Annotated in this window: 22 protein-coding genes; 11 read left to right on the plus strand and 11 right to left on the minus strand. The window is 69.4% G+C overall.

Features of this window, described 5'->3' with window-relative positions:
• Nucleotides 1-59: 59 nt before the first annotated feature.
• The 3 genes from ABB22_RS01565 to ABB22_RS01575 all read right to left on the minus strand — a co-directional run bounded on the left by ABB22_RS01565 (nt 60) and on the right by ABB22_RS01575 (nt 2,452).
• Complete coding sequence (locus ABB22_RS01565; protein ID WP_055766976.1) at nt 60-323, minus strand: hypothetical protein; 264 nt, start codon at nt 321-323, stop codon at nt 60-62.
• A 65-nt stretch (nt 324-388) separates the two neighbouring features.
• Entirely contained in the window at nt 389-976 is a 588-nt protein-coding gene (locus ABB22_RS01570; RefSeq protein ID WP_055766974.1) for a YdeI/OmpD-associated family protein, read from the minus strand.
• 96 nt (nt 977-1,072) lie between these two features.
• Entirely contained in the window at nt 1,073-2,452 is a 1,380-nt protein-coding gene (locus tag ABB22_RS01575; protein WP_055766971.1) for an amino acid permease, read from the minus strand.
• A gap of 226 nt (nt 2,453-2,678) precedes the next feature.
• Between ABB22_RS01575 and ABB22_RS01580 the strand changes: the two genes are divergently transcribed.
• The 3 genes from ABB22_RS01580 to ABB22_RS01590 all read left to right on the plus strand — a co-directional run bounded on the left by ABB22_RS01580 (nt 2,679) and on the right by ABB22_RS01590 (nt 6,116).
• Complete coding sequence (locus ABB22_RS01580; RefSeq protein ID WP_055766967.1) at nt 2,679-3,851, plus strand: acyl-CoA dehydrogenase family protein; 1,173 nt, start codon at nt 2,679-2,681, stop codon at nt 3,849-3,851.
• 65 nt (nt 3,852-3,916) lie between these two features.
• Entirely contained in the window at nt 3,917-4,774 is an 858-nt protein-coding gene (locus tag ABB22_RS01585) for a PA4780 family RIO1-like protein kinase (RefSeq protein ID WP_055766964.1), read from the plus strand.
• A 109-nt stretch (nt 4,775-4,883) separates the two neighbouring features.
• Nucleotides 4,884-6,116, plus strand: a complete 1,233-nt coding sequence (locus ABB22_RS01590; RefSeq protein ID WP_055766961.1) for a CaiB/BaiF CoA transferase family protein — start codon at nt 4,884-4,886, stop codon at nt 6,114-6,116.
• A 19-nt stretch (nt 6,117-6,135) separates the two neighbouring features.
• Here ABB22_RS01590 and ABB22_RS01595 read toward each other — a convergent pair whose 3' ends face one another.
• From ABB22_RS01595 to ABB22_RS01605, 3 genes are all read right to left on the minus strand, one after another.
• The gene (locus tag ABB22_RS01595; protein WP_156357988.1) at nt 6,136-6,606 is read right to left on the minus strand and encodes a hypothetical protein; all 471 of its coding nucleotides are present in this window, start codon (nt 6,604-6,606) and stop codon (nt 6,136-6,138) included.
• 92 nt (nt 6,607-6,698) lie between these two features.
• Nucleotides 6,699-7,178: a tRNA (cytidine(34)-2'-O)-methyltransferase gene (locus tag ABB22_RS01600; protein ID WP_055766955.1), complete on the minus strand. Its 480-nt coding sequence runs from the start codon at nt 7,176-7,178 to the stop codon at nt 6,699-6,701.
• 126 nt (nt 7,179-7,304) lie between these two features.
• Nucleotides 7,305-7,700 carry a hypothetical protein gene (locus tag ABB22_RS01605; RefSeq protein ID WP_055766952.1) on the minus strand — a complete coding sequence of 132 codons (396 nt, stop codon included), beginning with the start codon at nt 7,698-7,700 and terminating at the stop codon, nt 7,305-7,307.
• A 462-nt stretch (nt 7,701-8,162) separates the two neighbouring features.
• Between ABB22_RS01605 and ABB22_RS01610 the strand changes: the two genes are divergently transcribed.
• From ABB22_RS01610 to ABB22_RS01620, 3 genes are all read left to right on the plus strand, one after another.
• Complete coding sequence (locus tag ABB22_RS01610) at nt 8,163-11,021, plus strand: M16 family metallopeptidase (protein WP_055766949.1); 2,859 nt, start codon at nt 8,163-8,165, stop codon at nt 11,019-11,021.
• Nucleotides 11,022-11,120: 99 nt separating this feature from the next.
• Nucleotides 11,121-11,432 (plus strand): DUF4156 domain-containing protein, encoded by a 312-nt coding sequence (locus ABB22_RS01615; protein ID WP_055767406.1) that lies wholly within the window; start codon nt 11,121-11,123, stop codon nt 11,430-11,432.
• Between the two features lie 333 nt (nt 11,433-11,765).
• Nucleotides 11,766-12,782, plus strand: a complete 1,017-nt coding sequence (locus tag ABB22_RS01620) for a 3-oxoacyl-ACP synthase III (protein ID WP_055766946.1) — start codon at nt 11,766-11,768, stop codon at nt 12,780-12,782.
• Between the two features lie 276 nt (nt 12,783-13,058).
• On the opposite strand, the gene ABB22_RS01625 is transcribed toward ABB22_RS01620, so the two are convergent.
• Both ABB22_RS01625 and ABB22_RS01630 read right to left on the minus strand, forming a co-directional pair.
• Nucleotides 13,059-13,787: a UPF0149 family protein gene (locus ABB22_RS01625; protein ID WP_055766943.1), complete on the minus strand. Its 729-nt coding sequence runs from the start codon at nt 13,785-13,787 to the stop codon at nt 13,059-13,061.
• A 140-nt stretch (nt 13,788-13,927) separates the two neighbouring features.
• Complete coding sequence (locus ABB22_RS01630) at nt 13,928-14,518, minus strand: uracil-DNA glycosylase family protein (RefSeq protein ID WP_425477760.1); 591 nt, start codon at nt 14,516-14,518, stop codon at nt 13,928-13,930.
• A gap of 109 nt (nt 14,519-14,627) precedes the next feature.
• On the opposite strand from ABB22_RS01630, the gene ABB22_RS01635 reads away from it, so the two are divergent.
• Nucleotides 14,628-15,518 (plus strand): alpha/beta fold hydrolase, encoded by an 891-nt coding sequence (locus ABB22_RS01635; protein ID WP_055766938.1) that lies wholly within the window; start codon nt 14,628-14,630, stop codon nt 15,516-15,518.
• A gap of 243 nt (nt 15,519-15,761) precedes the next feature.
• Here ABB22_RS01635 and ABB22_RS01640 read toward each other — a convergent pair whose 3' ends face one another.
• On the minus strand, nt 15,762-16,193 hold the full coding sequence (locus ABB22_RS01640) for a YkgJ family cysteine cluster protein (protein ID WP_055766933.1): 432 nt from the start codon (nt 16,191-16,193) through the stop codon (nt 15,762-15,764).
• A 101-nt stretch (nt 16,194-16,294) separates the two neighbouring features.
• On the opposite strand from ABB22_RS01640, the gene oleC reads away from it, so the two are divergent.
• The 4 genes from oleC to ABB22_RS17625 all read left to right on the plus strand — a co-directional run bounded on the left by oleC (nt 16,295) and on the right by ABB22_RS17625 (nt 19,838).
• A complete protein-coding gene (gene oleC / locus ABB22_RS01645) occupies nt 16,295-17,935 on the plus strand; it encodes an olefin beta-lactone synthetase (RefSeq protein ID WP_055766931.1) in 1,641 nt (546 codons plus the stop codon).
• A 168-nt stretch (nt 17,936-18,103) separates the two neighbouring features.
• Nucleotides 18,104-18,493, plus strand: a complete 390-nt coding sequence (locus ABB22_RS01650) for an endonuclease domain-containing protein (RefSeq protein ID WP_055766928.1) — start codon at nt 18,104-18,106, stop codon at nt 18,491-18,493.
• Nucleotides 18,494-18,581: 88 nt separating this feature from the next.
• Complete coding sequence (oleD, locus tag ABB22_RS01655; protein ID WP_055766925.1) at nt 18,582-19,580, plus strand: 2-alkyl-3-oxoalkanoate reductase; 999 nt, start codon at nt 18,582-18,584, stop codon at nt 19,578-19,580.
• Between the two features lie 102 nt (nt 19,581-19,682).
• Entirely contained in the window at nt 19,683-19,838 is a 156-nt protein-coding gene (locus ABB22_RS17625; protein WP_082443529.1) for a DUF1328 domain-containing protein, read from the plus strand.
• Between the two features lie 39 nt (nt 19,839-19,877).
• Here ABB22_RS17625 and ABB22_RS01660 read toward each other — a convergent pair whose 3' ends face one another.
• The gene (locus tag ABB22_RS01660; protein ID WP_082443528.1) at nt 19,878-20,387 is read right to left on the minus strand and encodes a GNAT family N-acetyltransferase; all 510 of its coding nucleotides are present in this window, start codon (nt 20,385-20,387) and stop codon (nt 19,878-19,880) included.
• Nucleotides 20,384-21,487, minus strand: a complete 1,104-nt coding sequence (gene ddlA, locus ABB22_RS01665; RefSeq protein ID WP_055766924.1) for a D-alanine--D-alanine ligase — start codon at nt 21,485-21,487, stop codon at nt 20,384-20,386. The genes ABB22_RS01660 and ddlA overlap by 4 nt, the downstream gene beginning before the upstream one ends.
• Nucleotides 21,488-21,637: the final 150 nt, after the last annotated feature.

Here is a 21,637-nt window from a genome sequence, read left to right on the forward strand (position 1 = left end):
CGGGAATGCCCGACGATTCCGGCTGGATGCGCCAAGGCGCGCGATGAAGCGCGGCGCGCTTATTCCTCGCGCTTGTTCAGCGCCGAGGTCGCCGCCGCGGCGTCCTCGCGCGACAGGAACAGGTATTCCAGTTCGCATCGGCCGAATTTGTCCTCCAGCTCCTGCATGCGCACCGGATGGCTGCCGAAGCGGTAGTGCTGGTGGCCGGTGTCGGCGTCCTCGATCAGATAGACACCGAAGGACGGGGGACTGGTGAGGGTGCCTTCCAGCTTGACGGACGAAGGGTCGATGGCGCGCTGGATGAGGTCTTCTAGATCGGTCATGGCGTTGCGTGGGGGTGTCGGTGTCGTGCTTTCGGGGGCAAGTGGAATCGTTGGCGGGGCCGGCGTCAATGCTTTTCGTGCTTCCAGTGGCGGCGCCTGCCCTGCGCCAGCCATTCGATGGCCTGGGCGATGCGCTGCTGGCGGGTGGTTTCGCGTTTGGCTTCGCCTATCCATTCCAGGTAGTCGCGCTGGGCACTGGCGGCGAAGCCGTCGAACGTGGCCCTGGCCTGCGGTGCCGCGGCCAGCGCCTGCGCGAATGCCGGCAGCATGGGTAGCGGCGGCCGCGGCGTGCGCTTGAGGGCCGGCGCGCCACCATCGATGCGTTGCATGGCCTGGCGCAGCTGGCCGGCGAATGCGCGCTTGCCGGGCAGGTCGGCCACCGACAGCAGCCGGCCGTACTGGCCCATCGCTTCGCCGTCGTCTTGCCTGCCGCCGTCGCGCGACCACAGGTTCAGCGCGGCATGGGCCTTGAAGGCGGCCATGCCGCACAGCAGCCTGCCGCGATGCAGGAAGGCGGGCATGCCCCACTTGATCGCTTCTTCCGCCTCCGGGCAGGCCGCATGCACGCGCTGGCGGATCTCGCGCAGGATCGGCTGCGCGAAGGCGGCGGCGCTGGCGATGTAGGCATCGACGCGGGGATCGGGCGTGGGCATGGCGGGCCTCGGATGGGCGCAGCCTGCCGTCAGTCGCACGCGGTTACAAGCCCGCCGTGGAGCGGCCCCGGATTTCCGCGGCTTCCCGCGGGGCGTTCAGGCCCCGCGGAAGCGCCGCGCCAGCCCGCTGACCACGGCGATGGCGGCGGTCAGCGCGGCCATCGACAGGAACTGCAGGCGGGTTTCCGGCGCCGACAGCAGCAGCACGAAGATCAACGCCAGGATCGCCAGCGCCAGCACCGTCAGGTAGGGGAAGCCGGCCATGCGGAACGGCAGCGGCGTGCCCAGGCGCTCGGCGCGGCGGCGCAGGATCAGCTGCGAGAGCAGGGTGAGGGTCCACACCAGCAGGCAGGTCGAACCGACCACGTTCAGCAGCACCGGCAGCACGCGGTCCGGGTACAGCAGCTCCAGCACGGTGGCGGCGAAGCCGAACAGCACGCTGGCCAGCACCGCCAGCACCGGTACCTGGCTGCGGCTGATGCGCGCCAGCCAGCGTGGCGCCTCGCCGCGCGCGGCCAGCGAGTGGATCATGCGCGAGGCGCCGTAGAGGTTGGCGTTGAGCGCCGAGAGCAGGGCGATCACCGCGATCACGGTGATGCCGGTGGCCGCGCCGGGGATGTTGGCGACCTGCAGCACCGCGGCGAACGGGGACTTGAGCGACTCGCTGGTCCACGGCACCACCGCGATGATCACGCCGATCGAGCCGATGTAGAACACCAGGATGCGCCAGGCCACGGTACGGATCGCGCGCGCCAGGCTGCGCTCGGGGTCCTGGGTTTCGGCCGCGGCCACCGCCACGATCTCGGTGCCGCCGAAGGCGAACACCACCACCAGCAGCGCCGCGCCGACGCCGGCCAGGCCCTTGGGTGCGAAGCCGCCGTGGTCGAATACATTGGACAGGCCCGGCGAGGCCACGCCCGGCAGCAGCCCGCACAGCAGGGCGATGCCGACCAGGATGAAGGCGATGATCGCGGCGACCTTGAGGATGGCGAACCAGAACTCGAACTCGCCGTAGTTGCGCACGCCCATCAGGTTGATGACGGTGAACACCACCATGAACGCCAGCGAGGTCAGCGGCACCGACAGCTGCGGCAGCAGCGTCGCCAGCAGGCCGGCCGCGCCCACCGATTCGGCGGCGATCACGATCACCAGCTGCACCCACCACAGCCAGCCGATGGTGGCGCCGGCGGTGGCCCCCAGCGCGTCGGCGGCGTACACCGAGAACGCGCCGCTGGCCGGCCGCGCCGCGGCCATCTCGCCCATGGCGTGCATCATGATGATCACCAGCGTGCCGGCGACCAGATAGGACAGCAGTACCGCCGGGCCGGCGGCCTGGATGCCCACGCCCGAGCCGAGGAACAGGCCGGCGCCGATCGCGCTGCCCAGGCCCATCATGATCAGCTGGCGCGGTTTGAGCGCGCGTTCCAGTTTCTGCGACGGCGGAGCCGGGTCGGCAACGGACGGATTGGCAGGCATCGGCGGGCTTCGGAGGGCGGAAAGGGCGACACCATACCGCGTCGGCTGCCAGGCGTGCCTGTTCCGTTGGTTGGGGCCGGAGGGCCGCGAGGCGGCCGGCCGGGGCGCGGGGCGGACCGGGGCGCGGGCGCTTTGTCAACGTGCGGCCGCAGCAATCCTGATGGCCTGAATGGACTACCTTATCCGTCCACCCTCCCCGCCGTGACGGCAGCTTTCCGAGACAGCAATGACTTTGAAGACCCTCAACCCCTTCGATCTGTTCGACGTGCGTTCGCTGCTGAGCGAGGAGGAACGCGCGGTGCAGGATTCCGTGGCCCGCTTCACCGACGAACGCGTGCTGCCGATCATCGGCGACTGCTTCGACCAGGGCCGCTTCCCCGACGAACTGATCCCCGAGATCGCCGACATGGGCCTGCTCGGCTGCACCCTGCCCGAGCAGTACGGCGGCGCCGGCCTCAACGGCGTCAGCTACGGCCTGATCTGCCAGGAGCTGGAGCGCGGCGACTCGGGCCTGCGCAGCTTCGTCTCGGTGCAGAGCTCGCTGTGCATGTACCCCATCTATGCCTACGGCTCGGAAGAGCAGCGCATGCGCTGGCTGCCGGACATGGCGCGCGGCAAGGTGATCGGCTGCTTCGGCCTGACCGAAGCCCACGGCGGTTCCGACCCGGCCAGCATGAAGACCCGCGCGGTCAAGGACGGCGGCGACTGGGTGATCAACGGCTCCAAGATGTGGATCACCAACGGCTCCGTGGCCGACATCGCCATCGTCTGGGCCAATACCGAGGAGGGCGTGCAGGGCTTCGTCGTCGAGAAGGGCACCCCGGGCTTCACCGCCCAGGAAATCAAGCACAAGATGAGCCTGCGCGCCTCGGTGACCGGAGCGCTGTTCTTCGACAACGTGCGCGTGCCCGACGCCAACCGCCTGCCCAACGTGAAGGGCCTGAAGGGTCCGCTGGGCTGCCTGACCCAGGCCCGTTATGGCATCACCTGGGGCCCGCTGGGCGCCGCGATCGCCTGCCTGGACGAAGTGCTGGCCTACACCAAGGAGCGCATCCTGTTCGGCCGCCCGGTGGCCGCCACCCAGAGCGCGCAGATCAAGATGGCCGACATGGCCCGCCGCATCACCGCCGGCCAGCTGCTGGTGCTGCAGCTGGGGCGCCTGAAGGATGCCGGGCAGATGCAGCCGCAGCAGGTCAGCCTGGCCAAGTGGAACAACTGCCGCCTGGCCATCGACATCGCCCGCGAATGCCGCGACCTGCTCGGCGGCGCCGGCATCACCACCGAGCACGGTGCGATCCGGCATGCACTGAACCTGGAGTCGGTCATCACCTACGAAGGCACCGAGACCGTGCACCAGCTGGTGATCGGCCGCGAACTGACCGGCATAAACGCGTTCTGAACGCGCCTTCTGAATGCCAGGCGGCCTGCATGCGATCATGCCGGCCGCCTTTCGCATGACTGGACATGAAGACACCCCCACAACTGCAGGTACTGATCGACGACGGCGTCATCGACGAAGTGCTGCGCCCGCTCAAGAGCGGCAAGGAAGCGGCCGTCTATGTCGTCCGCAGCGGCGATGAGATCCGTTGCGCCAAGGTCTACAAGGACATGGCCCAGCGCAGTTTCCAGCAGCGGGTGCAGTACCAGGAAGGACGCAAGGTGCGCGGCTCGCGCGAGGCGCGCGCCATCGGCAAGGCCAGCAAGTACGGCCGCAGGCAGCAGGAAGCGGCGTGGAAGAACACCGAGGTGGATGCGCTGTACCAGCTGCGCGGGGCCGGCGTGCGCGTGCCCGAGCCGTTCGGCTATTTCCACGGCGTGCTGGTGATGGAACTGGTCACCGACGCCGAGGGCTTCAGCGCCGCGCGCCTGGGCGAGGTCGAGCTCGACGCCGCGCAGGCCCGGCGGTTCCATGCGGTGCTGGTGCAGCAGGTCAAGCTGATGCTGTGCTGCGGCCTGATCCACGGCGACCTGTCGCCCTACAACGTGCTGGTCGGCCCGGATGGCCCGGTGGTCATCGATTTCCCGCAGGTGGTCAGCGCCGGCGGCAACAACGCCGCGCGCGCGATGCTGCTGCGCGACGTCAACAACCTCACCGCCTGGCTCGGGCGCTCGGCGCCGGAGTTGTTCGATACCTGGTATGGCGAGGAAATGTGGGAGCTGTTCCAGGCCGGCGACCTGCAGCCTGACAGCGCGTTGACCGGCGAATTCACCCCGGACCTGCGCGCGGTCGACCTGGACGGCGTCCGCGAGGCAATCAACGACGCCCGCGAGGAAGCCCTCATCCGCCAGCAGGGGCGCGAGGCGGCGGAAGAAGACTACTGAGCGTGGGCAGGTCGCGCCGGGCGTGGCGATGGTCCGCGGCTGGGCATGGCGGTGTTGCCAGGCGTCTGGACATGGCAACCTTCCTGCCTGCGGACTGCGTGGTGATCGGATGAAGCTGCTCGAAGGTATCCGCGTGCTCGACCTGTCGCGCATCCTGGCCGGGCCGTGGGCCACCCAGGTGCTGGCCGATTTCGGCGCGGAGGTCATCAAGGTCGAGCGCCCCGGCGTGGGCGACGATACCCGCGGCTGGGGACCGCCGTTCCTGAAGGATGCCGAGGGCAACGACACCGGCGAGTCGGCGTATTACCTGTGCGCCAACCGCGGCAAGCGTTCGGTGGCCATCGACTTCACCCGGCCGCAGGGGCAGGCGCTGATCCGCGCGCTGGCCGCGCGGTGCCAGGTGCTGGTGGAGAACTACAAGGTCGGCGGGCTGGCGAAGTACGGGCTGGACCATGCCAGCCTGCGCGCGATCAACCCGGCGCTGGTGTACTGCTCGATCACCGGCTACGGCCAGGACGGGCCGTACGCGCACCGCGCCGGCTACGACGCGGCGATCCAGGCCGTCGGCGGACTGATGAGCGTGACCGGCGAGCCGGACGGTGCGCCCGGCGGCGGACCGCAGAAGGTGGGCGTGGCCGCCACCGACCTGATGACCGGCATGTACGCGGCCAGTGCGATCCTGGCTGCGCTGCGCCATGCCGAGCGCACCGGGCAGGGCCAGCAGATCGACCTGGCCCTGCTGGATACGCAGGTGGCGTGGCTGGCCAACCAGGCCTCGAACTGGCTGGTCGGCGGGGTGGTGCCGGAGCGGCAGGGCACGGCGCACCCGAACATCGTGCCCTACCAGGTGATGCCGGCGGCAGACGGCCATTTCATGCTGGCGGTGGGCAACGACGCGCAGTTCGCGCGTTTGTGCGACGTGATCGGCGAGCCGCAGCTGGCCGCCGATGCCCGCTATGCGACCAACGCCGCGCGTGTGGCGCATCGCGCCGAACTGGTGCCCTTGCTGCAGCGGCGCCTGCGCGCCCGCCCGGCGGCCGAGTGGCTGGCCGCGCTGGAGCAGGCGGTGGTGCCGGCCAGTCCGGTCAACCGTATCGACCAGGTCTTCGACGATGCGCAGGTCCGCGCGCGCGGCCTGCGCGTCGACCTGCCGCACGCCACCGGCGGCACCGTGCCGGGGGTGCGCAATCCGCTGCGGTTCTCGGCCACGCCGCTACAGTACCAGCAGGCCGCGCCGGTGCTGGGGCAGCACACCGCGCAGGTGCTGGGAGAGATGCTGTCGCTCGACGCCGACCGCCTGCGGGAACTGCAGGCGGCGGGCGTGATCGACGGCTGCGGGTGAGCCCGCAGCCGTCGGAGGTTCAGGGCCGGTTTTCCGGCTGGCTGATGCCGGTCTTGCGCATCACATCCATGGTCTGTTCGCGCATCGCCGCGCGCTCGGCCACGGTCATGCAGACGGTCTGGGCGCGGTTGCTGCCAATTGCCGTCTCGCGGCGGCAGATGAGCCGGCTGTCTGCCTTGGCCTTGGCGAGAATGGTATTGACCAGCGTCTGGTCGCTGGCGACTTCCGCCTGGGCGGCCGGGTCCAGCGGGGGCAGCACGCCGTCGTCGCCAAGCTTCCCGCGGATCCGCGAAAGCGCATCGACGACCTGGGCACGGTCTGCCTGCTTCAGCTCGCTGTAGGTCTTGTTGTCCGCCAGTTCGGTCTGTATGCGATCGATCTGCGGAGCCAGTGGCTTGCCCGCGTCGATCATCGGATTCGTTGAAGCCGCATGGATCTGGCCGGTGAAGGCGAGTCCAAGCAGTCCTGTGGCAATAGCGATACGCAGCATCATCCTTCCGGTGGTTGGCGCATTGGTATGCGGGGGTTGCCGAGCATACTGATGCAGGCCTGTCCAGCGCTACCTGTCGCCATGCCCTTGCTTCACTGGCCGCCGGGAAATCCATGCTGGCGCCATGCCTCGAACACGACCACGGCGACCGAATTGGACAGGTTGAGGCTGCGGTTGTCCGGCTGCATCGGCAGGCGCAGGCGGTGGCCGGCGGGCAGGCTGTCGAGCAGGTCCTGCGGCAGGCCGCGCGTTTCCGGGCCGAACAGGAAGGCGTCGCCATCGGCGAAGCGCACCGTGTCGTAGCGCACGCTGGCGCGGGTGCTCATGGCGAACAGGCGGTTGGGCGCGATGCGCGCCAGCGCGGTGTCCAGGTCCGGGTGGACCTGCATGCGCGCGTACTCGTGGTAATCCAGGCCGGCCCGCTTGAGCTGCCTGTCGCTGAGGTCGAAGCCGAGCGGTTCGATCAGGTGGAGCCGGGCGCCGGTGTTGGCGCAGAGCCGGATCACGTTGCCGGTATTGGGCGGGATCTCGGGCTGGTACAGCAGTACATGGAAAACGGGAGGAGCGGTCATCGGCGGAGTTTACGCCGTGGTCGTCTCGTTAGAACCTGTCCGCGCCGCTGCGGCCAATGGCGGGCGATGGTGCAGGCCGCGCGCCGTGCAGGGGCGGCACGGACAGGTCCGGATCGGGACGACGACTCACTTGGCGACCATCCCGTTGGCGACCTGGCCCAGGGTGTCGGTGGCCAGATCGGCGGCCAGCGTCTTGATCTGCTGGGCGTCCGGGCGAACGGTGATGGCCGGCAGCGAGACCATCCACTGGCCGATGCTGGCGCCGATCGCCACCGGGGTGTGCGCGGCGAGCTGGGCGGCAGCCTGCTCGGCAGCCAGTTCGACGATCTGGCCGGCGGTCGGGCGCACCTGCACCGAGGACAGGGTCGGGATGGCGCTGCTGCGCTCGAGTTCGGCCTGGGCCAGCTGGTCGGCGGAAGGACGCACCTGCACGGTTTCCAGGGTGACGATATTGGCGGCATGCGCGGAGGCGGCAAAACCGGCGGCGAGGACGAGGGCGATGGCGAAGGTTTTGGTGTTCATGGCGGGCCTGCTTGGTGTTTGTGAGCGGTGGTGTGGTAGTAAAGTAATACACCAAATCTCGAGATGCAAGGAATTTTTTGCTTTCCTTCGATTTGTTCAGCATCCAGTCATGATCGCTTCGGTTTTGACTGGTTGCTGGTATTACTCAAGCAGGATGCGTGCCAATCGCATCATTTTGATTTTCAAGGATATTTCTCATCGCCGGAGTGTCCGCTGTCCGGACGGTGCAGCCAGCGGCCGGCGTCCGCGGACAGCGGAGCGGCCATGGGCGTGTTGATGGTTCATTGCCGGCGAAGGGAATGCGTCGCCCGGAAGGAAGCGGTGTGGCGCAGGCAAGCGATGCGTCGGCGACCGGCAATAAAGACGTGCCTGGGTGGCTGCCACCCATGACGCATGGCGTATGCCCTCCGATGGCATGCCGGGTAGGATCGGCGTTCACATTCATTGCTCAAGGAAAGTGGGATGAACGCAGCAACACCCCGGACCGCCCTTCTCGCCGCCGCGCTCGGCCTCGCCCTTGGCGGACTCGCCGGCGTGCCGCTGACCGCCGCGGCGAAGGCCCCGGCCGCCGCGCCGGCGGTGGATATCCCGTTCGAGGAGTTCACCCTGCCCAACGGCCTGCGCGTGGTGGTGCACACCGACCGCAAGGCGCCGATCGTGGCGGTCAACATCTGGTACCACGTCGGCGCCAAGGACGAGCCGTCCGGCCGCACCGGTTTCGCCCACCTGTTCGAGCACCTGATGTTCCAGGGCAGCGAGAACCACCATGGCGAGTTCTTCGAACCCTTCAAGCAGGTCGGCGCCACCGACCAGAACGGCACGACCAACACCGACCGCACCAACTACTTCCAGAACGTGCCGACCACCGCGCTGGACATGGCGCTGTGGATGGAGTCCGACCGCATGGGCCACCTGGTCGGCGCGATCGACCAGGCCGCGCTCGACGAGCAGCGCGGCGTGGTGCAGAACGAGAAGCGCCAGGGCGAGAACCAGCCCTACGGCCAGGTGTGGGACAAGCTGACCCGCGCCCTGTACCCGGCCAGCCACCCGTACCACCATGGCGTGATCGGCTCGATGAACGATCTCAACGCCGCCTCGCTGGACGACGTGAAGACCTGGTTCAAGACCTGGTACGGCCCGAACAACGCGGTGCTGGTGCTGGCCGGCGACATCGACGTGGCCACCGCCAGGGAGAAGGTCGCCCGCTACTTCGGCGACATCCCGGCCGGCCCGACCATGGCCCAGCCCAAGGTCGACGTGGCCCAGCGCGCGGCCTCCACCCGCGAGGTGATGACCGACAAGGTGCCGCAGGCGCGCATCTACCGCGCCTGGAACGTGGCCCAGGTCGGCACCACCGACATCGACCAGCTGCAGCTCTTCGCGCAGGTGCTGGGCGGGGCCAAGTCCTCGCGCCTGGACCAGCGGCTGCTGCACCAGGACAAGCTGGTGGACAACATCGGCACCATGGTCGGTCCGTCGCAGCTGGGCTCGAACTTCATCATCATGGCCACGGTCAAGCAGGGCGTGGACCCGGCCAGGGTCGAGGCGGTCATCGACGAGGAACTGAAGAAGCTGGTGGCCGAAGGCCCGAGCGCCGATGAGCTGGCGCGCGCCAAGACCGCGTTCCGCGCCGGCTTCATCCGCGGCATCGAGCGCATCGGCGGTTTCGGCGGCAAGGCCGACGCGCTGGCCGAATGCGCCGTCTACGAAGGCGACCCGGGCTGCTTCCGCACCTCGCTGGCCACCATCCGCAACGCCAATGCCGCCGACCTGAAGGCGGTCGGCGCCAGGTGGCTGGGCGTGGGCGACCACACCCTGGTGGTCGAGCCGGGTGAGCGCGTGGCGCTGGAGGAGCTGCCCTCGGGCAAGCCGGCGCCGTTCAACGTGCCGGCGGTCGATCCGAAGTACCGCGTGCTGCCCTCCCAGGTCGACCGCAGCGCGGGCGTGCCGCAGACCGCGACCTTCCCGGAGCTGAAGTTCCCGCAGCTGCAGCGCGCCACGCTGAAGAACGGCACGCGGGTGGTCCTGGCCGAGCGCCACGACGTCCCGGTGGTGCAGTTCAGCTACGAGTTCCCGGGCGGCTTCACCGCCGACCAGGGGCGCAAGCCGGGCACCGCCAACTTCACCATGGGCATGCTCGACGAAGGCGCAGGCAAGCTCGGTGCGCTGGGCTTCGCCGATGCCGCCGACGCGCTGGGCGCACGCATCGGCGCCGGCGCCTCGCTGGACGGCGCCAACGTCTACCTGTCGGCACTGAAGGAGAACCTGGCGCCGTCGCTGGCCCTGTATGCCGATGCGCTGCGCGCGCCGCGCTTCGACCAGAGCGAGATCGACCGCATCAAGGCCACCTGGATCGCCGGCATCAAGCAGGAGAAGGTCAATCCGAACGCGGTGGCGATGCGCGTGCTGCCGCCGCTGCTGTACGGCAAGGGGCATCCGTACGCGATCCCGTTCACCGGCAGCGGCGACGAGGCGGCGATCCAGGCGCTGGGCCGCGAAGACCTGGTGGCCTTCCACAAGGACTGGGTGCGCCCGGAGAACGCGACCCTGGTCGTGGTCGGCGACACCACGCTGAAGGAGATCGTGCCGCTGCTGGACCGCCAGCTCGGTGACTGGAAGGGCGATGGAGTGGCGCCGAAGGTGGGTGCGCCGTCCCCGGTCGCGCGTCCGGACAAGGCCCGCGTGTACCTGATCGACCAGCCCGGTGCGGTGCAGGCCAACCTGTTCGCCGGCGAAGTCGTGCCATCGACCATGGACCCGGGCGCGACCCGCTTCGACATCGCCAACGGCGTGCTCGGCGGCGACTTCACCTCGCGCCTGAACATGAACCTGCGCGAGGACAAGCACTGGTCCTATGGCGCGCGTTCGAGCGCCAGCGGCGCGCTGGGGCAGCGGCCGTGGATGGCGGTGGCGCCGGTGCAGATCGACAAGACCGGCGAGGCGATGAAGGAAATGCAGGCCGAGATCAGCCAGTTCGCCAGCGGCCAGCGTCCGCCGACGACCGAGGAGGTCGCCCGCATCCGCAACATCCAGACGCTGAGCCTGCCGGGCGCCTACGAGACCGCCTCGGCGGTGATGAACACCATCGGCGGCATCGTGCGCTACCAGCGCCCGGACGACTATGTGTTCAAGCGCAAGGCCGAGATCGAGGCGATGACCCCGGCGCAGGTGGCCGAAGCGGCGAAGACGCTGGATCCGTCGAAGCTGACCTGGGTGGTGGTCGGTGATCTCAAGCAGACCGAGGCGCCGGTGCGCGCGCTCGGCCTGGGCGAGGTGATCGTGATCGACAGCGACGGCAACCCGGTGCCGGCCGCCAAGTAAGGCATTGCCGCGGCCCGCCCTTCGCGGGGCGGGCCGCGGATCATCATCGATTCATCCATGAACGGCACAATCCGTTCCGATCTCCACAAGGACCTGTCCATGCGCGCTCTGATCCTTACCGCCCTGATTGCCAGCACCGCCGCCTGCACCTGGGTGCCGATCGAAAGCGGCGGCAAGTCGGTGCGGGTGCTGCCGGCCGGCCCCGTGGCGCCGGGCTGCGTCGCCAAGGGCGAGATCGTGGTCTCGGTCAAGAGCAAGGTGGGTTTCTACAACCGCAACCCGCTGCGCGTGCAGGAAGAGCTGGAAACCCTGGCGCGCAACGAGGCGCCCAGCGCCGGTGCCAACGCGATCCAGGCGTCGGCTCCGCCGGCGGACGGCAGCCAGCGCTTCAGCGCCTGGCAGTGCCGTTGACGCGGCCGCCGGCTCGCGCCTGCTCCTTCAACGGTTGCATTGAATGAGGGCGGTCGCGGACCGCCTTCCGTAGCGTGGCGATGCGCCGGCCGTGGGCGGCGTCCCGATCGAAGCGGCGCTTCGTCCCATGCGCTTTCTACTTGACCATGTCCCGGCCCGGGGCATCCCTGTCGTCGGCCTGCCGTCCTGCCGGAAGCTCCCGGCCGGAGCGCATTCCGTCTGGCCGCAGGCGGGGCCGCCTCCATACGCACGGCCCGAAAATCGTTAAAGATGCGTCAAGGGCGGCCAGCCGCTAGAATAGCGCCCCCTTCGCCTGAGTCCTGGCGCCTCCCGATGCCTTTCCAGAATGTCTCGATCGCGGGACTGGCGCATGTCGACGCGCCGCATACGCTGACCTCCAAGGAAATCAACGAGCGGCTGCAGCCGACGCTGGAACGCCTGGGCATCCGCGCCGACATGCTGGGCGATGTCGCCGGCATCCACGCGCGCCGCCTGTGGGACCAGGGCACGCAGGCCTCGGACGCGGCCACGATGGCCGGGCGCAAGGCGCTGGAAGATGCCGGCGTGTCCGCCGACCGCATCGGCCTGCTGGTCAACACCTCGGTCAGCCGCGACTACCTGGAGCCGTCCACCGCCTCCATCGTTTCCGGCAACCTGGGCATCGGCGAGGACTGCGTCACCTTCGACATCGCCAACGCCTGCCTGGCCTTCATCAACGGCATGGACGTGGCCGCGCGCATGATCGAGCGCGGCGACATCGACTACGCGCTGATCGTCGACGGCGAAAGCTCCAACCTGGTCTATGAAAAGACCCTGGAGCGCATGATGGCGCCGGACGTCACCGCCCAGCAGCTGCGCGACGAGTTCGCCGCGCTGACCACCGGTTCGGGCGCTGCCGCCATGGTGCTGGCCCGCGCCGAGCTGGTGCCCGACGCGCCGCGCTACAAGGGCGGCGTGACCCGCGCGGCCAACCAGTGGAACAAGCTGTGCGTGGGCAACCTGGACCGCATGGTCACCGACACCCGCCTGCTGCTGATCGAAGGCATCAAGCTGGCCACCAAGACCTTTGAAGCCACGCGCATCGCGCTGGGCTGGGCGGTGGACGAAATCGACCAGTTCGTCATCCACCAGGTCAGCCAGCCGCACACCAACGCCTTCATCAAGGCCTTCGGCATCGACCCGAAGAAGGTGATGACCATCTTCGGCGAGCACGGCAATGTCGGCCCGGCCTCGGTGCCGATCGTGCTGAGCAAGCTGCGCCAGCTGGGCAAGCTCAAGAAGGGCGACCGCGTCGCGCTGATGGGGATCGGTTCGGGCCTGAACTGCACCATGGCCGAGGTGGTCTGGTAACACCGGCGCCCGCAGCGCCGCCATGGTCTGCCAGGCCGCACTGGCGTGAAACCCCGAAACGCCCGCAAGCAGCACTTGCGGGCGTTTTGCGTGGCGGCCCCCGCCCGCACTTCGCCGGCCATCACCCCGTGCCTTGTACGGGCGTGGGCTCGCCCTGTGCGGGCTCTACGGGGGATGGTGTGTGCCGGGAGGGCCCGGAACCTTCGCCGGGCCGGAGAGGCCGGGGATGCAACCCCGGCCAGGGGTTCGGCGTCTGGGCAGGCCTGCCCCGCCCGCTCAGTTCAGCCCGCAGCACTTCTTGTATTTCTTTCCGCTGCCGCAGGGGCAGTCATCGTTGCGGCCGGGTTCCGCGTCGCGGCGGATCGGCACGCGCGGGGTCAGGGCGTCGACGCGGTGGCGGTTGAGGTCGGCCAGCATCGCCGGCAGCTCCATGGTGATGTCCAGTCGTTCGCGGTAGGTGACCTTGGCCGGCGGCGCCCCGGGGTTCTCCGGATCGATCCGTTCGCCGCTGGCCAGCTGGTCGAGCAGGTCGAAGATCTCTTCGATCCACTCGTGTTCGTCCAGCCACTTGTCCCATTCCGCTTCATGCAGCATGACCGCGGTGAAGAAGCCCAGCGCCCAGTCCCGGCCCACATCGAGCTCGGATTCGGCCAGGGCGTCCTCGGCCTGCTCCGGGTCTTCCGGCAGCCACATCAGCGGCGCGAGGTGGTCGGGCAGGTCCTCGCCCTCGAACCGCGCACGTGCGGCGCACATGTTCCAGTGGCCCATCAGCAGGTTCTGGACCTGGAGGGCTTCGTCCTCGTCGTTCCAGCGCGGCACCTGGCCGCCCCAGACCTGCGGCTGCCATTGGCTGGGCGGCGCGGACGCCGGCGCAACCACCAGGGCCGAGAGGAAGCCGTCCAGCGCCTCGAGGTTGAGGCCCTTGAACGGCACCGCGCGCTGCTCAAGCAGGCTGGACAGCCGTTCGATCTGGTTGTCGTCGAGGAAGGGGGGAGGCGTGGACATGGCGGCCGCTGTCGTGGGGTGGGCGTGCATGGTAGTCGCTGCGGGTCCGGATCCCGCATCCGGGTGGATCGGGCCGGCAGCCGCAATCTTCCGCTTTTGCGGCATCCGGTGCCGACTGGTCCGGTCGTGGGTGCGCCGGCTCAGCCGGCCAGCGCGTCGGCCACCCGCGCGCGCAATACCGGCAGCAGATCGTGTTCGAACCACGGGTTGCGGCTGAGCCACAGCCGGTTTCGCGGGCTGGGGTGGGGCAGCGGCAGCACGCCGCGCTGCAGGTGCTGTCGCCAGCCCTGCACGGTCTCGGTGAGCGTGCGTCCGCGGCGGTCGCCGAGCAGGCCGGCCTGCGCGTACTGGCCGATCGCCAGCGTCAGGCGCAGCTGCTCCAGCCGTGGCAGCAACCGCGGATGCCAGGTGGGGGCGCATTCGGGCCGCGGCGGCAGGTCGCCGTTCCTGCCGGTGCCCGGAAAGCAGAAGCCCATCGGCACGATGGCGACCCTGGCCGCGTCGTAGAACACCGCCCGGTCGATCCCCAGCCAGCCGCGCAGGCGCTCGCCGCTGGGGTCGTTGAAGGGAATGCCGGTCTCGTGCACCTTGCGCCCGGGCGCCTGGCTGACGATCAACAGGCGCGCCCGTGGCGAAGCCTGCAGCACCGGACGACAGCCCAGGGGGAGGTGGGTTTCGCACAGGCGGCAGGCGCGGACGCGCGTCATCAGGGCATCGAACGTTGCGCTCACGGTTGCTCCATCCTCGGCCGTTGCCATTGTGCCGCCATCGGCCGCAGGAGGGCCGGCAGGCGCATTGGCCTACAATGCGCGCCCAGTCCGCGATTGCGTGAAACCGCCGATGCAGTTCCCCGGTTACCCCGCCACCACCCACCGTTTCGAGGTCCGCCCGGGCCTGTCGATGAACTACATCGACGCAGGCCCGCGCGATGGCGAGGTGATCGTCATGCTGCACGGCAATCCGTCGTGGAGCTACCTGTGGCGGCACCTGGTCAACGGCCTGGACGACAAATACCGCTGCATCGTGCCGGACCACATCGGCATGGGCCTGTCCGACAAGCCGGACGACAGCCGCTACGACTACACCCTGCAGTCGCGCGTGGACGACGTCGCCGCGCTGCTCGACCACCTCGGCATCACCGGGCCGATCACGCTCGCCGTGCACGACTGGGGCGGCATGATCGGTTTCGGCTGGGCGCTGGCGCACAACGCGCAGGTCAGGCGCCTGGTCATCACCAACACCGCCTCCTTCCCGCTGCCGGCGGAAAAGCCGATGCCGTGGCAGATCGCCATGGGCCGGCACTGGAAGCCGGGCGAGTGGTTCATCCGCACCTTCAACGCGTTCTCGGCAGGCGCCTCGTGGCTGGGCGTGAGCCGGCGCATGCCGGCCGACGTGCGCCGCGCCTACGTGGCGCCGTACGACAGCTGGGACAACCGCATCTCCACCATCCGCTTCATGCAGGACATCCCGCTGTCGCCGGCCGACCGGGCCTGGCCGCTGCTGGAGCGCGCCGCCGCGGCGCTGCCTTCCTTCGCCGACCGCCCGGCGTTCATCGCCTGGGGCCTGCGCGACATCTGCTTCGACCACCATTTCCTGGCCGGCTTCCGCAGGGCGCTGCCGCAGGCCGAGGTCATGGCCTTCGAGGACGCCAACCACTACGTGCTGGAAGACAAGCACGAGGTAATCGTGCCGGCGGTACGGGCGTTCCTGGAACGCAATCCGATCGGCTGAGCCCCGGCGTGCCCCTGCTTCCGTAGGAGCGACTTCAGTCGCGATGGGGTCTTGCCGGCAAAGCCCTTTCGCAACTGAAGTCGCTCCTGCAGTGCGGGAGGCTTGGCGCCCTGTGCGACCGGCGAAGAGCTCCGCTTGAATCAAGGGCGCGCGCGCCGACAGGCGCGGAGGGATGGGGAGGACGATGAGCCGAGGCCCACGATCTACGCGGTGGCCGTGGGGCGGCGCAGCGCGGATTCGCGCTTACGCCGCGACAGGCGTGTTCGGTGGCGACGAAGGGCTGTTGCCGTTGTCGTCCGGGTGGTCGCCGTCGTTGTCCGCTTCGTCGCGCCAGCGCCAGTCAGCCAGGGTGAGCGGCGCCATGCCGTGGGCGATGCGCGCACGGTCGCACTGCGAACTGGCCTTGCCGTATTCCCATGATGCATCCACCTCGCGGCACACGCTGGGCCGGTTGGGGTGGATGCTGCAGCGCGAATACACGCCGATCTCCGAATCCAGCGCCACGCAGCGGATCGGGTCCGAATAGGTGCCGCGCATGCACAGGCGGTGCGCATCCAGGCGCTCGGTCAGTTCGTGCGGCACGCCACCCTCGGTGAACTCGTCCGATTCCATCCAGTGGAAGGCGACGCGGTACTGGGTGCAGCAGGCGCCGCAGGTGAGGCAGGGATGGAGCATGGCGGCCGGCCTTCGCGCGGCTGATATGGGCGGGGAGGCGGAAAATTTTCCACGCGCCGGGGCCGCGCGCAAGAATTTTCTTCAGCGGCGACAATAGGAAGATGAACGAACCGTGCAACATCGCCGCGCGCCTGCCCGAGCTGGCGCGCGAACGGCCCGACCAGGTCGCCATCCGCTGCCCGGGCCGGCCCGGCGCCGGCGGCATGGCCGCCTACGACGTAACCCTGGACTACTGCAGCCTGGACGCGCGCAGCGACGCCATCGCCGCCGGCCTGTCCGCCCACGGCATCGGCCGCGGCGTGCGCACGGTGGTGATGGTGCGTCCGGGGCCGGAGTTCTTCCTGCTGATGTTCGCCCTGTTCAAGAGCGGCGCGGTGCCGGTGCTGGTCGATCCGGGCATCGACAGGCGCGCGCTGCGCCGGTGCCTGGACGAAGCGCAGCCGCAGGCCTTCATCGGCATCGGGCTGGCGCATGTGGCGCGGCTGCTGCTGGGCTGGGCGAAGTCGGCCAGGCGGCTGGTCACCGTCGGCACCCGCTGGGGCTGGGGCGGCACCACCCTGGCGAAGATCGAGGCGGCCGGTGCCGGCGCCGGCAGCCAGCTGGCCGATACCGCACCCGACGACGTGGCCGCGATCCTGTTCACCAGCGGCTCCACCGGCGTGCCCAAGGGCGTGGTCTATCGCCACCGCCATTTCGTCGGCCAGGTCGAGCTGCTGCGCAACGCCTTCGGCATGGAGGCCGGCGGCGTGGACCTGCCGACCTTCCCGCCGTTCGCGCTGTTCGACCCCGCGCTGGGCCTGACCTCGGTGATCCCGGACATGGACCCGACCCGGCCCGGCAGCGCCGACCCGCGCCGGCTGCACGATGCCATCGCCCGCTTCGGCGTGACCCAGCTGTTCGGCTCGCCGGCACTGATGCGGGTGCTGGCCGAGCACGGCCAGCCGCTGCCGACGGTAACGCGCGCGACCTCAGCCGGCGCACCTGTGCCGCCGCAGGTGGTGGCGAAGATCCGCGAGCTGCTGCCCGCACACGCGCAGTTCTGGACGCCGTACGGCGCCACCGAATGCCTGCCGGTGGCGGTGATCGAAGGCCGCGAGCTGGAGGACACCCGCGAGGCGACCGAGGCCGGCGCCGGCACCTGCGTCGGCCGCGTGGTGGCGCCGAACGTGGTGCGCATCATCGCCATCGACGATGCGCCGATCCCCGACTGGAGCGGCGCGCGCGAACTGCCCGCCGGCATCGTCGGCGAGATCACCGTGGCCGGCCCCACCGCCACCGACAGCTACTACAACCGCCCGCAGGCCACCGCGGCGGCCAAGATCCGCGAAACCCTGGCCGATGGCGGGCAGCGCATCGTGCACCGCATGGGCGACGTCGGCTGGTTCGACGACCAGGGCCGGCTGTGGTTCTGCGGGCGCAAGACCCAGCGCGTGGAAACCGCCGCCGGGCCGCTGTACACCGAGCAGGCCGAGCCGGTGTTCAATACCGTGCCCGGCGTGCGCCGCACCGCGCTGGTCGGCGTGGGTGAGTTCGGCAGGCAGTTGCCGGTGCTGTGCTACGAGCTGCTGCCCGGCGCCGATGCGGCGACGGTCGAGCCGCAGCTGCGCGCGCTGGCCGCGCGCCATCCGCACCTGGCCGGTATCTGCCACTACTTGCGCCATCCCGCTTTCCCGGTCGATATCCGCCACAACGCCAAGATCGGCCGCGAGAAACTTGCCGCCTGGGCCACGGGCTTGGTGTGAGGTAAAGCTAGCTCTCCCCAACCCTCCCCCATGCGCTGCGCGCAGAGGAGGGGATAGGGGCAGTTTGCCGTGTGCTGTCGGATTTGCCCCCTCCCTTTCGCCGCAGGCGAAGGGGAGGGTTGGGGAGGGGTAGCTTTTGCACCTGCTTTCCAATGGACTAAGACAAGCATGGACATGCTCCGTCGCCGCGCACGCCACTTGCGCAACAACGCGACCGATGCTGAACGCCACCTCTGGCTATTCCTTCGCAAGCGAAACCTTGCCGGCCATCGTTTCCGCCGGCAGATGCCACTGGCCGGCTATATCGCCGACTTCGTCTGTCCTGCGCTGAAACTCATCGTCGAACTGGACGGCGGGCAGTATCTCGAGCAGGCCGACTACGACGCGCAGCGCACTGAAGTGCTAGAGGCTCTCGGCTACCGGGTGCTGCGCTACTGGAACGACGATGTGCTGGTGAGGACGGGGGACGTCTTGGAGGATATCCTGCGCGCTGTTTCGCAGAACAACGGCACCCCTCCCCAGCCCTCTCCTTCGCCTGCGGCGAAAGGGAGGGGGTAAAAGCCGCAGCATCGTGCATCCTTCATCTTGCCGCAGGCGAAGGGAAGGGCTGGGGAGGCGGAGCCCTCCAACAGGGACATCCGGAAGAATGAAAATCCTCGTCACCGGTGGCGGCGGTTTCCTCGGGCAGGCGCTCTGCCGCGGCCTGGTCGAGCGCGGGCATGAGGTGCTCAGTTTCAATCGTGGCCATTACCCGGCGCTGGCCGAGCTGGGCGTGGGCCAGATCCGCGGCGACCTGGCCGACGCCAATGCCGTGCGCCATGCCGCCGCGGGCGTCGATGCGGTATTCCACAATGCCGCCAAGGCCGGCGCGTGGGGCAGCTACGACAGCTATTTCCAGGCCAACGTGGTGGGCACGCGCAACGTGCTCGACGCCTGCCGCGCGCACGGCATCGGCCGGCTGGTCTACACCTCCACGCCCAGCGTGACCCATCGCGCCACCCATCCGGTGGAAGGGCTGGGTGCGGACGAAGTGCCTTACGGCGAGGATTTCCAGGCGCCGTATGCGGCCACCAAGGCCATCGCCGAGCGCGAGGTGCTGGCCGCCAACGGCCCGGAACTGGCCACCGTGGCGCTGCGCCCGCGGCTGATCTGGGGCCCGGGCGACAACCAGCTGGTACCGCGCCTGGCCGAGCGCGCCCGTGCCGGGCGCCTGCGCTTCGTCGGCGACGGGCTGAACAAGGTGGACACGACCTACATCGACAATGCCGCGCAGGCGCACTTCGATGCCTTCGACCACCTGGTGGCGGGCGCGGCCTGCGCCGGCAGGGCCTACTTCATCTCCAACGGCGAGCCGCTGCCGATGCGCGAGCTGCTCAACAAGCTGCTCGCGGCGATGGGCGCGCCGGCGGTGGAGAAGTCGATCTCCTTCAAGGCCGCGTATCGTATCGGCGCGGTGTGCGAGAGGCTGTGGCCGCTGCTGCGGCTGCGCGGCGAGCCGCCGATGACGCGCTTCCTCGCCGAACAGCTGTGCACGCCGCACTGGTATTCGATGGAGCCTGCGCGGCGCGACTTCGGCTATGTGCCGAAGGTGTCGATCGAGGAAGGGTTGCGCCGGCTTCGCGACAGCGCGCGCGCAGGAGGTTGAGCCGGTTCCGGCGAACGGCCTGTTCACGGTTCATCACCGTGCCGTGATGCGCGGCTTGGCACAGTTCGGCCACGCCCACGCGTCTTCATCGAGGAGGCCGACATGCTGCACTACGCCATCGTGTTCTTCGTCATCGCCATCATCGCCGCGCTGCTGGGGTTCAGCGGCATCGCCGGCGCGGCGAGCAACATCGCCTGGATCCTGTTCGTCGTGTTCCTGATCCTGGCGGTGATCTCCCTGTTCCGCAGGAAGGGATGAATCGGGCCCGCCGCCGGCCGCTGCCGGCCGGCGGTGGGTTCAGGCGCGCAGCACCCGCTCGAAGTAGGTGACGGTCTTGCCGCCCGGCAGGCGCGCCTGGCCGATCGGCGCGAAGCCCAGTCCACGATGGAACGCCAGCGACGCCGGATTGGGCGGTTCGGCGTTGATCTCGCACACCAGCCGCTGCTGGCCGTGGACCCGCGCGTATTCGATCAGCGAGTCGTACAGGCGCCGCGCAAGGCCGCGGCCGCGCGCGTGTGCGGCCACCACCACGCGGTCGATGTAGACGAAGCGCGGATGGCGCGCGGCCAGCCATGCGAAGTTGGGATTGTCGTACTGCGCGTCCTGGTCGAGGGCGACCAGCAGCGCATCGGCCGCGCCGATGCAGCGCACGAAACAGGCGCGGTCGAGCAGGCGCGCGAATGCGTCCGGCGCCTGCCAGGACAGTTCGACGGCATGCGCGTTGTTGAGCGCCAGCAGGGCCGGCAGATCGTCGCCGGCGGGTACGCGGGGCACGCCACCGGCATCGGCCAGGGCGGCGCCGGTCATGCGCCGGTGATCGAGCTGCGCAGGGCCTTGTCGGCGGCGTGGCGCTCCAGCGCAAGCTCCACCAGGCGGGTGATCAGCGCGGTGTAGTCCAGGCCGCTGGCGCCCCACAGCTTGGGATACATGCTGATGCGGGTGAAGCCGGGCAGGGTGTTGATCTCGTTGATGACGACCTCGCCGGCCGGGGTGAGGAACACGTCCACGCGCGCCATGCCGGCGCAGTCCAGCGCCTGGTAGGCGGCGATGGCGATCCGGCGGATGCGCTCCTGCGCCTCGGCCGGGATGTCGGCCGGGATCACCGTCTCGGCGCCGTTGGCGCTGATGTACTTGGTGTCGTAGGCGTAGAAGTCGTCGTGCACCACCACCTCGCCGCAGACGCTGGCCTCGGGGTGGTCGTTGCCCAGCACCGCGCACTCGATCTCGCGTCCGGCAATAGCCGATTCGACCAGCACCTTGTGGTCGAAGGACAGCGCCAGCGCCATCGCCGTGCGGAACTCCTCCGCGTCGCGCACCTTGCTCACGCCCACCGACGAGCCCTGGTTGGCCGGCTTGACGAACAGCGGAGTGCCCAGCTGCGCGACCAGCGCGTCGTAATCGGCCCTGGCCGCGGTGGCGCGGTTGAAGCAGACGCATGGCGCCACCGGCAGGCCGGCGTCGCGCAGCAGGCGCTTGGCCACGTCCTTGTCCATCGCCACCGCCGAGCCGAGCACGCCGGAGCCGACGAAGGGCAGGTTGGCCATGCGCAGCAGGCCCTGCAGCGAGCCGTCCTCGCCCAGGGTGCCGTGCACGATCGGGAACACCACGTCGATCTGCGCCAGCGCCGTGGCCGGGTCGCTGGGCACCAGCTGCGCCCGTTCGCGGCCGGGCAGCACCGCCAGCGCATTGCCGGAGCGGTTCAGCGCGATCTTGGCCGGATCGCCGGGATTGAGCAGGAACTGCTGCGGATCGCTCAGGTGCCAGTGGCCCTGCTTGTCGATGCCGATCAGGCTGACGTCGAAGCGCTCCTTGTCCAGCGCGTCGAGGATGTTCTTCGCCGACTGCAGCGAGACCTCGTGCTCGGCCGAACGACCGCCGAAGATGATGCCGACCCGGGTCTTGCCCATTGCCTGTGTGCTCCTGCCGATTGCGTCTGATGTGTATGCATAGCATGAACCCTGTGGCGCCGATGCGGGAACAGGGGAGGGCGAATGGCAGGTGAATCCGCCCAGCGGGCGGGCCCGGGTGGCGCCGCCGGCGCCGACGCGCGTTCCCGC

Origin of the sequence: Stenotrophomonas nitritireducens, assembly GCF_001431425.1 — a bacterium.
GTDB classification, from domain to species: domain Bacteria; phylum Pseudomonadota; class Gammaproteobacteria; order Xanthomonadales; family Xanthomonadaceae; genus Stenotrophomonas; species Stenotrophomonas nitritireducens.

What these genes read in the sequence shown, in the direction of transcription:
- ABB22_RS01565 (WP_055766976.1), bottom strand. Translation starts at nt 323, where the DNA reads ATGACCGATCTAGAAGACCTCATCCAGCGCGCCATCGACCCTTCGTCC.
- ABB22_RS01570 (WP_055766974.1), bottom strand. Translation starts at nt 976, where the DNA reads ATGCCCACGCCCGATCCCCGCGTCGATGCCTACATCGCCAGCGCCGCC.
- ABB22_RS01575 (WP_055766971.1), bottom strand. Translation starts at nt 2,452, where the DNA reads ATGCCTGCCAATCCGTCCGTTGCCGACCCGGCTCCGCCGTCGCAGAAA.
- ABB22_RS01580 (WP_055766967.1), top strand. Translation starts at nt 2,679, where the DNA reads ATGACTTTGAAGACCCTCAACCCCTTCGATCTGTTCGACGTGCGTTCG.
- ABB22_RS01585 (WP_055766964.1), top strand. Translation starts at nt 3,917, where the DNA reads ATGAAGACACCCCCACAACTGCAGGTACTGATCGACGACGGCGTCATC.
- ABB22_RS01590 (WP_055766961.1), top strand. Translation starts at nt 4,884, where the DNA reads ATGAAGCTGCTCGAAGGTATCCGCGTGCTCGACCTGTCGCGCATCCTG.
- ABB22_RS01595 (WP_156357988.1), bottom strand. Translation starts at nt 6,606, where the DNA reads ATGCTGCGTATCGCTATTGCCACAGGACTGCTTGGACTCGCCTTCACC.
- ABB22_RS01600 (WP_055766955.1), bottom strand. Translation starts at nt 7,178, where the DNA reads ATGACCGCTCCTCCCGTTTTCCATGTACTGCTGTACCAGCCCGAGATC.
- ABB22_RS01605 (WP_055766952.1), bottom strand. Translation starts at nt 7,700, where the DNA reads ATGAACACCAAAACCTTCGCCATCGCCCTCGTCCTCGCCGCCGGTTTT.
- ABB22_RS01610 (WP_055766949.1), top strand. Translation starts at nt 8,163, where the DNA reads ATGAACGCAGCAACACCCCGGACCGCCCTTCTCGCCGCCGCGCTCGGC.
- ABB22_RS01615 (WP_055767406.1), top strand. Translation starts at nt 11,121, where the DNA reads ATGCGCGCTCTGATCCTTACCGCCCTGATTGCCAGCACCGCCGCCTGC.
- ABB22_RS01620 (WP_055766946.1), top strand. Translation starts at nt 11,766, where the DNA reads ATGCCTTTCCAGAATGTCTCGATCGCGGGACTGGCGCATGTCGACGCG.
- ABB22_RS01625 (WP_055766943.1), bottom strand. Translation starts at nt 13,787, where the DNA reads ATGTCCACGCCTCCCCCCTTCCTCGACGACAACCAGATCGAACGGCTG.
- ABB22_RS01635 (WP_055766938.1), top strand. Translation starts at nt 14,628, where the DNA reads ATGCAGTTCCCCGGTTACCCCGCCACCACCCACCGTTTCGAGGTCCGC.
- ABB22_RS01640 (WP_055766933.1), bottom strand. Translation starts at nt 16,193, where the DNA reads ATGCTCCATCCCTGCCTCACCTGCGGCGCCTGCTGCACCCAGTACCGC.
- oleC (WP_055766931.1), top strand. Translation starts at nt 16,295, where the DNA reads ATGAACGAACCGTGCAACATCGCCGCGCGCCTGCCCGAGCTGGCGCGC.
- ABB22_RS01650 (WP_055766928.1), top strand. Translation starts at nt 18,104, where the DNA reads ATGGACATGCTCCGTCGCCGCGCACGCCACTTGCGCAACAACGCGACC.
- oleD (WP_055766925.1), top strand. Translation starts at nt 18,582, where the DNA reads ATGAAAATCCTCGTCACCGGTGGCGGCGGTTTCCTCGGGCAGGCGCTC.
- ABB22_RS17625 (WP_082443529.1), top strand. Translation starts at nt 19,683, where the DNA reads ATGCTGCACTACGCCATCGTGTTCTTCGTCATCGCCATCATCGCCGCG.
- ABB22_RS01660 (WP_082443528.1), bottom strand. Translation starts at nt 20,387, where the DNA reads ATGACCGGCGCCGCCCTGGCCGATGCCGGTGGCGTGCCCCGCGTACCC.
- ddlA (WP_055766924.1), bottom strand. Translation starts at nt 21,487, where the DNA reads ATGGGCAAGACCCGGGTCGGCATCATCTTCGGCGGTCGTTCGGCCGAG.